Source organism: Nostoc sp. S13, assembly GCF_029379315.1.
In the GTDB taxonomy this organism is placed as follows: Bacteria; Cyanobacteriota; Cyanobacteriia; order Cyanobacteriales; family Nostocaceae; genus Nostoc.
This window is the reverse complement of sequence record NZ_JAQYWQ010000028.1, coordinates 51654-59960: the sequence shown is the minus strand read 5'-3', so window position 1 is coordinate 59960 and position 8307 is coordinate 51654. Positions and strand designations below refer to the sequence as shown.

The window sequence follows — 8307 nt, the reverse complement described above, 5'->3', positions numbered from 1 at the left end:
AATGCCCAATGCCCAATGCCCAATGCCCAATGCCCAATGCCCAATAGACTTATCCGGAAATGAGAACTTTATTTGGCTGAAACCTAGCTCTGGAGAGGGTTTTAGAGGTTCCTGTTTTATATAAGCTAAAAAGCCAGCTATGTAAGGGTTTCAGCTATTTTGAGGTTTATTTGTGGATAGGTCTAATGCCCAATGCCCAATGCCCAATGCCCCATAGCGTTGAATGAATACTTTGGGAAGAGATCCATATTGCCCTAAAATTCTACACGGGGAGCGAAGCTGAGTTCCCTGATGATTCACTGTTACCAGAGGAGTTTTTTCGTGGACTTATCTCGTATTGCTGCCCAACCGAAACCGGGTCTAATCAACGTTCTGATTGAAATTACAGGCGGAAGTAAAAATAAATACGAATACGACAAGGAACTAGAAGCTTTTGCTCTAGACCGAGTACTTTCTTCGTCGGTACAATATCCCTATGACTACGGCTTTATACCCAATACTTTGGCTGATGATGGCGATCCCCTAGATGGTATGGTCATAATTGACGAGCCAACCTTTCCAGGCTGTGTTATTGCCGCACGACCGATTGGCTTTTTGGAGATGATTGATGGTGGCGATCGCGATGAGAAAATCCTTTGTGTTCCTGACAAAGATCCGCGCTACACTCAAGTAAAATCACTGAAAGACGTAGCACCACACCGCTTAGATGAAATTGCCGAATTTTTCCGTAGTTATAAAAATTTGGAAGAAAAGGTGACTGAAATTCTCGGTTGGCAAGATGTGGACAAGGTTGCAGGTTTAGTAGAAAAATCCGTCAAAGCTTATAGAGGATAATAGGGGAGTTAAGAGTTATGAATTTTTATTCCTAACTCCCGTACAGACGCGATTAATCGCGTCTGTACTCATAACTTTCGCTTGTTACGGATCACAAAAACTGCCACCAACCCCAAACCAAAATGCAGCGTACTCTCCTTTTGGCAAAAATTCATAACTGCATCCTCACAGGAGCGAATATCAACTACGTGGGTAGTATCAGCATCGATGAAATCCTTTTGGAAAAAGCTGGTATCTTACCCTATGAGCAGGTGCAAGTAGTTAATAGTGCCAACGGTCAGCGCTTTATTACCTATGCGATCCCGGCTCCAGCCCATTCAGGAGTCATTGAGCTAAATGGGGGTGCGGCACGTCTAGGCATTATTGGCGATCGCTTGATTATAATGACTTACGGGCAGTTCACTCCAGAAGAGTTAAAAAGTTACTCTCCTACGGTAGTCATTGTAGACGAAAAAAACAGGCTGTTGGAAGTGCGGCGCTACGATGACCTGCTCAGTAAGGTCTAATTTCAAGTAAAATGCCAAATTTTGAGTTGTCAGGTTCCCAAAGCTACATAAGAGAAAAGTCAGCTACGCTGCCAAGTAGCCCAGCAGGTGAATTTCTCGTGCAATTCTGGGGTGTACGGGGTTTGATTCCCACCCCAAGTAGCAACACCAATCGTTATGGTGGTAATACCGCTTGTGTAGAAATGCATGTAGCTGGGAAACGCTTGATTTTTGATGGGGGTACTGGCTTACGCATACTGGGTAAAACTTGGCAAGAACGACAACAGCCACTAGAAGCCCATTTATTTTTTACCAACTGCCAATCAAATCGGATTCAAGGGTTTCCCTTTTTTGCTCCCGCATTTATTGGGGAAAATTGCTTTCACATTTACGGCACAGCTGCCTCAAATGGAGCCTCAATTAAACAATGTCTGTATGACCAGATGCTCCAGCCACACTTTCCTTACCCTTTACAGGTAATGCAGTCGGAATTGCAGTTTTATAATCTGACTCCAGACAGTGACGTAAAGCTAGATGATGTCACCATTACGATCGCATTAATTAATCAAACTCAGCGGTCTGTTGGCTACCGAGTGACTTGGCAAGAGTATAGTGTTGCCTACGTCACAGATTTGCACCAGAATGCCGATCAAGTGGAGCGAGAGCGGATTTTACAGTTTATTAAAGGCGTTGACTTGCTGATTGCCAATGCTACCTACACTCCCCCTACGTCTCACAATCATGACTCTGCTGATTTACTCTGGCAAGTTGCGGTGAATACAGCTCTGAATGCTACTGTCCAAAGGCTAGCCATTTCTCATCATCACCCAGATGACCATGATGATTTTCTTGACCAGGTTCAAGTCGATGTGAAATCTGCTTTTCCTGAAGCAATACTAGCCCATGAAGGTCTAGTTTTAACTGTTGGTAAGTGATTTAGACTCGTTGGCATTTTGAAATCAGTGGTAAAGCAATGTCTGTGTCGTGATATTACTAAGCGGATCTCGTTTTGATATAACATGCGGTAAGGACACAGCAATGCTGTGCCCCTTCTATTCCACACAATTAAAATCGGCTATATTGCCTCTACGAAGCATTTTGCAACTCAGCTGTGCGTATTGAAAGCTGCTGTGTCTGATTACCTCGTTGCACTTTCACCTGTAATACTTGACCAAGACGACTGTCTTCCACAACATTCTGCAATTGTTCAGCACTGGTAATAGCTTTACCATCAACTTGCAAAATTACATCCCCGCGCCGGATACCCGCAGATGCAGCTGGCGAATTTGGGACAACTCGCATGACAAAAACACCATTAATTTCTGGTATCTGAACAGGAGAGTTGGGATCGGTGTTATTTTGCTTGGCAAGCTCGGGTGTCAAAGTTAGCATTTGCACACCTAAATAGGGGTGAGCAACTTTACCATCACGTTGCAGTTGCGTGGCGATCGCTTTGGCTTTATCAATGGGAATAGCAAACCCAATACCCATTGCATCAGGACGAATGGCTGTGTTAATGCCAATCACTTCACCTTGGCCATTTAATAGTGGGCCGCCAGAGTTACCAGGATTAATCGCAGCATCGGTTTGTATAAAATCTAAGCGTTTGTCACTAATGCCGACTTGGGCGCTGGAACGTTTGAGGGTACTAACAATTCCCAAGGTAACGGTGTTATCAAATCCCAAAGGATTACCAACTGCGATCGCCCAGTCTCCTACCTGTACATTATTGGAAGAACCCAAGGGCGCCACTGGCAAATCATTGCCAGCGTTAATCTTGACTACTGCCAAATCTGTAACTTCATCAATGCCTTGAACTTTTCCTTCAAAGGTGCGGCCATCTTTGAGGCGGACTGTTACTTTATCAGCCTTATCAACCACATGAGCATTAGTCAGAACTAAGCCGCTTTTGTCAATAATGAAACCTGAACCTAGACCGCGCAACTGTTGCTCAGGAGGCATCTGTTGAGAGAAACCGTCACCAAAAAACCGACGGAAAAAAGGGTCTTCCGAAAATGGATCAACGCGACGAGTAATTGTCCGCTCAGTATCAATTCGGACAACTGCTGTGCCCACACGATTCACTGCTGCTGTGACAAAGCTAGTGCTACTGATCGCCGCAGTAGCTGATGATTGCCGTTGGGCAATTAGTTTTGAACTATCAAGAGCAGTTACTGTGGGTGCTGGTTCGGCTTGGGAGGGTAACACCTGCAATGTACTAACCGTTAGCAGAACTCCGAGCACGATCGCTAAAACATTAGTAGTAAGTTGACGTAGAGACCGGGATATTTTGGGAAATCGCATAATCACAGCCAACATTCTTATAAGCCTAATTGTTGCTTAGTCGTGACAAATCTATATATAGTTATTTTTACCAAGATTAACTAACTTTTGTAGGACTTACACACTTACGACTAAAAAATAAGGCTTTGCGTTCGCGAAGCGTGTCCGAAGGACTTATGCTTCCCTACCCTGGAAGAACGCTAAAAGCGAACGGTCGCAATGACGAAATTACGTTATTGTTGCCTAAGTCCTGTTTTGAACAAGATTTCATTGCGACTGGTTGCGCCTAGCTGGGGTAAAGAGTTGATAACTGAGTGGGGAGTCAGGGCAGCAGGAACGGTTGGAGATACTTGTAATTGTTTTACAACACTTTGCAATAGTTGGTCTTGTCCAGTCCGCAAACCCCAGACATTTGTGCCACGGTTAATAATGGCAAACCAAACCAAACCGCGATCGCGTGTGGGCATCACTCCCGCTAAAGCGCTCACATCCCGGAGAGTACCAGTTTTAATCACAGTCGCAAAGGGAATGTGTCTGGTGTGTAGTGTCCCCCGGTGATCAAATCCAGACATGGGGAACAAGTCAGCTAGATTCAGTTGATGGGTAGATGCCTCAATTTGAATAGCCATCAGCATGGCACAAATAGCCCTGGGGGAAATGCGATTTTCGGGGCCGAGTCCAGAACCATTGATTAACTGAATTTCCACTGGTGACACCCTCGCAAGGCTGGCGGCGGTTGATTGCACCACAGTTGCTCCCCCTACTGAGTCTGCCAGCATCTGTGCCATATCGTTGTTACTGTAAACGTTCATTTCCTTGATTAGTTGCTTCAAGGGCAACGAGCGATGACGCAGTAACAAAGTTTGTTGAGGATTTGGTTGCGCCGTAACTTTCACCCCACCAGCAATCACAACTTGAGGCTTAGGTGTTCCCTTGGGCATAATTGAGTACGTGTAAATAGCGGGGCGGCCCCAAGTCGCACTATTTAGTGTTTGCTTGAGCATCAGACCCGCTAGCATCGGCTGACGTTGGAAATTCATGGCAAAACTGCCAGTAATGATCAAATTTCCTTTTACCTGCTTGATGCCCATTTTATTGAGAGTATTACCAAGAGCGATCGCTTCTTCCCAAACAAACAAAGGATCGCCACGGCCTGTAATCACCAAATCGCCCTGCACAACCCCATTTACCACTGGCCCAGTGACGCTGACCAAAGTATCAAATTGGTAATCTGGCCCCCAAGTTTTCAAAGCAACTAATGTAGTGGCAATTTTGGTTAAGGAGGCAGCAGGCAGAGGTGTCGTACCTTGGTGATTTGCCATCAGCATCGGCCCTGACTGCATCCAAATTCCCTGACTCTCAACCAGATTTGGCGCCACCACTTTTGATGTTATCAGCTTTTTCAGATATTCCTGCACCGTAGTCGCCCCAGCTGGATTGGGATCAGGAGCAAGAACCAAGCCAGGGCTACTTTGCCAAGTCAAAGCATCTAAGGCATCTAGAGGCTTGATTTGTACGCCGGCCATTTCCAGCCAAAGCGACACCAAACCTGAACCCAATAATTCCAGCATGTTTTATTCCTCTGTTAGGATTCTGATATGTTGTTTCCTGTGCTAATATACAAGCTTTTTTAGGATAATCAGTATTGAGTCATAATGACTGCTGTTTTTCTGATGTGTAAGTAGGGTGAATCCGATTGTTTTAGTGACTCCTTTGACTTTTAGAGAACAAGGAGAGAAGCAGGAGCGGCGACTGACGGCATTGGCGCAGCCCGCCGCAGGCATCTGAACTTCGGGGGCAAAGGAAAAAAGAAAAAACCCCTTGTCATAAGGTTTTAAATCGTTTTTCCGGATTAAGCACTTTTAAATTAGCTTTGATCCAAGCGCAGTACTGCCATAAAGGCTTCCTGGGGTACGTCCACAGTACCTACAGATTTCATCCGCTTTTTACCTTTTGCTTGCTTCTGCAAAAGTTTCTTCTTGCGGCTGATGTCACCACCGTAGCACTTGGCTAGGACATCTTTCCGCAAGGCGGGAATGTGTTCGCTGGCGATAACTTTACTGCCAATAGACGCTTGAATTGGCACTTTAAATTGATGGCGGGGAATTAGTTCCTTGAGTTTTTCTGCCATTGCCCGCCCAACGTTGTAAGCTTTATCTCGATGCACAATCATCGCCAAGGAATCCACCGGATCGCCGTTAATCATGATATCCAGCTTCACCAGAGGATTTTCACGGTAGCCAATCAGGTGATATTCCATGCTGGCATAACCGCGCGATCGCGATTTCATCTGATCAAAAAAGTCAGTCACAACTTCTGCTAAGGGAAGCTCATAGGTAAGGGTGGTTCGTCCTTGAGTGAGATATTTCATATCTTTAAAGATGCCACGGCGATTTTGTGATAACTCCATCAAGCTACCGACATAGGTTTCCGGCGTAATCATCTCTACTTTGACGTAGGGTTCTTCAATTCTTTCGCGATCGTTGGGAGAAGGTAAACGGCTAGGATTATCGATGTACATCTCCTCACCTTTAATGGTGATCACTTTATAAACCACCGAGGGGGCTGTAATGATTAAATCTAGGTTATACTCTCGCTCTAGACGTTCTTGGACAATTTCCATGTGCAGCAAACCCAAGAACCCGCAACGGAAACCAAACCCCATCGCGCTCGAAGTTTCTGGTTCGTAGTGCAGCGCCGCATCGTTGAGTTCGAGCTTTTCCAAGGCTTCCCGCAAGTCTTCAAATTGGTCAGCATCAATGGGGAACATCCCACAATAAACCATCGGCTTCGCTTCTGCGTAGCCTGGTAAAGGTACCTCTGCTTTCGCCTTACTCAGGGTAATTGTATCGCCCACCCGTGCATCAGCTACAGCTCTAATTGCCGCTGCCAAATAGCCTACTTCCCCAGCGTGCAGTTCTTCAACTTGCTTTTGAGTCGGAGAAAGGACGCCTAACTCATCAATTTCAAATTCTTTACCGGATGCCATTAAATGGATGCGATCGCCTTTTCTCACGGTACCATCCATCACCCGGAAATAGACAATTACTCCCCGGTAACTGTCGTAATAGCTATCAAAAATTAGCGCCCGTAAGCGTTCATTTATCGTATTCGGCGGTGGCGGTATCCGCTCAACAACTGCTTCTAAAATCTGATCAATACCAATTCCTTCTTTAGCAGAGGCCAGAATTGCCCCACTGCAATCTAGACCAATAATTTCTTCAATTTCGCCAATTACCCGTTCTGGTTCAGCCCCAGGCAAATCGATTTTATTCAAAACCGGGATAATTTCCAGGTTACTCTCTAACGCTAAATATACATTTGCCAAAGTTTGCGCCTCCACACCTTGGGACGCATCTACTACCAATAGCGCTCCTTCACAAGCTACAAGAGAGCGCGAGACTTCATAGGAGAAATCCACATGTCCAGGAGTATCAATTAGGTTTAGCACATACTGCTGACCATCCTTAGCAGTGTAGTTCATCCGGGCAGCTTGCAGCTTAATTGTAATGCCGCGCTCCCGTTCCAGATCCATATTGTCGAGAAACTGTTCCTTCATCTGTCGGTCTTCAACAGTACCAGTAGCTTGCAACAAGCGATCGGCGAGGGTTGATTTCCCGTGGTCGATGTGAGCAATAATACAAAAATTGCGAATGCGAACTGCGGGAACGTCAGTCATATACTATCTTTGCCTTAGCAGCAACCAAAGTTAAAAGAGCAATTTACTTAATGTATTTTAATGCTTTCTTAGCCAAGACGCTGCTAGCTTTTAGTGCGGGGTGGGGAGTGGGGAGTGGGGAGTTTGGAGTAGAGACGCGATTAATCGCGTCTCTACTGGTGTGAAGAGTTATTATTTCCCCACAATGCCCCATGCCAATGCCCAATGCCCCATGCCCAATGCCCCATGCCCAATGCCCCATGCCCAATGCCCCATGCCCCATGCCCAATGCCCCATGCCCAATGCCCAATTCCCATCTTCACCCCATCTTTAACTTTCGATCTAAATAGGTGGACTTTTAAGAATATTATGAAAGTCTATTTGTCGCTGCTAGTATTCAACAGCTAGGAGCGTACAATGAATGTAAATAAGTACATGTAGGGATCATGTAGGGATCATGAGTAATTGCGACTTGTAATTACCCAGAATCCTTGATTTACCGACAAAACTTCTAGAGCCATTGTTTAGTCAGTTATATGAAAAATGCGATTTGAAACTTAAAGCTGTTACTTTGCTGCTATTTTGGGGAACTATGTAATTGTGCCCTTGAAGGTTTTTCAGTTAATTAGCCCAAATGATGAATATAACTACTTCACAAAGCTTTAGACAAAACCAATTCAGAGTATATAAACCTATGAATATGCAAGAGAAAACTACCGAAGCGGAAAACACACGAGCCGATAAGGTAGAAATTGCTGTCCGCCTAGACTCCGAGTTACTAGAGCAAATTCAGCATCTCACTAATGACCCAAGTAAAGTGATTGAGGTGGCGATTCGCCAGTGGTTGCGGGGTGAAATCCTCAGAGATGACGAATTGACCCGCACGCCTGTGCGTACCCCCGTTCCTCCTCGCGGTGAATGGAACGATTGATGCCATCAGTCAGCTATCAATGCAAGTTAAAAAAAAATGAAGTTTGCCAATCTGGATTTCTAAACATCAACAAATACACAATAAAAAACGAAAAAGCTGTAAAAATTTATGCAAAA

The 8307-nt window shown here is 45.1% G+C and carries 8 protein-coding genes; 5 read left to right on the top strand and 3 right to left on the bottom strand.

Translation table 11 applies throughout. The features are described 5' to 3' along the window. The first annotated feature begins 321 nt into the window (after positions 1 to 321). The 3 genes from PUQ00_RS11815 to PUQ00_RS11805 all read left to right on the top strand — a co-directional run bounded on the left by PUQ00_RS11815 (position 322) and on the right by PUQ00_RS11805 (position 2254). On the top strand, positions 322 to 834 hold the full coding sequence (locus PUQ00_RS11815; RefSeq protein WP_300416315.1) for an inorganic diphosphatase: 513 nt from the start codon (positions 322 to 324) through the stop codon (positions 832 to 834). A gap of 122 nt (positions 835 to 956) precedes the next feature. Next, positions 957 to 1340 carry an aspartate 1-decarboxylase gene (gene panD, locus PUQ00_RS11810; RefSeq protein WP_300416313.1) on the top strand — a complete coding sequence of 128 codons (384 nt, stop codon included), beginning with the start codon at positions 957 to 959 and terminating at the stop codon, positions 1338 to 1340. Positions 1341 to 1351: 11 nt separating this feature from the next. Beyond that, positions 1352 to 2254, top strand: coding sequence for an MBL fold metallo-hydrolase (locus tag PUQ00_RS11805; RefSeq protein WP_300416311.1), 903 nt, complete (start codon positions 1352 to 1354; stop codon positions 2252 to 2254). Between the two features lie 151 nt (positions 2255 to 2405). Here PUQ00_RS11805 and PUQ00_RS11800 read toward each other — a convergent pair whose 3' ends face one another. The 3 genes from PUQ00_RS11800 to lepA all read right to left on the bottom strand — a co-directional run bounded on the left by PUQ00_RS11800 (position 2406) and on the right by lepA (position 7281). Next, on the bottom strand, positions 2406 to 3623 hold the full coding sequence (locus tag PUQ00_RS11800) for an HhoA/HhoB/HtrA family serine endopeptidase (RefSeq protein WP_300416320.1): 1218 nt from the start codon (positions 3621 to 3623) through the stop codon (positions 2406 to 2408). Between the two features lie 212 nt (positions 3624 to 3835). Beyond that, a complete protein-coding gene (locus PUQ00_RS11795; RefSeq protein WP_300416309.1) occupies positions 3836 to 5173 on the bottom strand; it encodes a D-alanyl-D-alanine carboxypeptidase in 1338 nt (445 codons plus the stop codon). Between the two features lie 296 nt (positions 5174 to 5469). After that, positions 5470 to 7281, bottom strand: a complete 1812-nt coding sequence (lepA, locus tag PUQ00_RS11790; protein WP_300416307.1) for a translation elongation factor 4 — start codon at positions 7279 to 7281, stop codon at positions 5470 to 5472. Between the two features lie 100 nt (positions 7282 to 7381). Between lepA and PUQ00_RS11785 the strand changes: the two genes are divergently transcribed. Together PUQ00_RS11785 and PUQ00_RS11780 are read left to right on the top strand one after the other, a co-directional pair. After that, positions 7382 to 7594: a hypothetical protein gene (locus PUQ00_RS11785; protein WP_300416305.1), complete on the top strand. Its 213-nt coding sequence runs from the start codon at positions 7382 to 7384 to the stop codon at positions 7592 to 7594. A gap of 360 nt (positions 7595 to 7954) precedes the next feature. Then, positions 7955 to 8191 (top strand): hypothetical protein, encoded by a 237-nt coding sequence (locus tag PUQ00_RS11780; RefSeq protein ID WP_012408258.1) that lies wholly within the window; start codon positions 7955 to 7957, stop codon positions 8189 to 8191. Positions 8192 to 8307 lie beyond the last annotated feature (116 nt).

Bases quoted from the DNA above. Each gene is read 5' to 3' on its own strand.
- panD (WP_300416313.1), top strand. From the start codon at position 957: ATGCAGCGTACTCTCCTTTTGGCAAAAATTCATAACTGCATCCTCACA.
- PUQ00_RS11805 (WP_300416311.1), top strand. From the start codon at position 1,352: ATGCCAAATTTTGAGTTGTCAGGTTCCCAAAGCTACATAAGAGAAAAG.
- PUQ00_RS11800 (WP_300416320.1), bottom strand. From the start codon at position 3,623: ATGCGATTTCCCAAAATATCCCGGTCTCTACGTCAACTTACTACTAAT.
- PUQ00_RS11795 (WP_300416309.1), bottom strand. From the start codon at position 5,173: ATGCTGGAATTATTGGGTTCAGGTTTGGTGTCGCTTTGGCTGGAAATG.
- lepA (WP_300416307.1), bottom strand. From the start codon at position 7,281: ATGACTGACGTTCCCGCAGTTCGCATTCGCAATTTTTGTATTATTGCT.
- PUQ00_RS11780 (WP_012408258.1), top strand. From the start codon at position 7,955: ATGAATATGCAAGAGAAAACTACCGAAGCGGAAAACACACGAGCCGAT.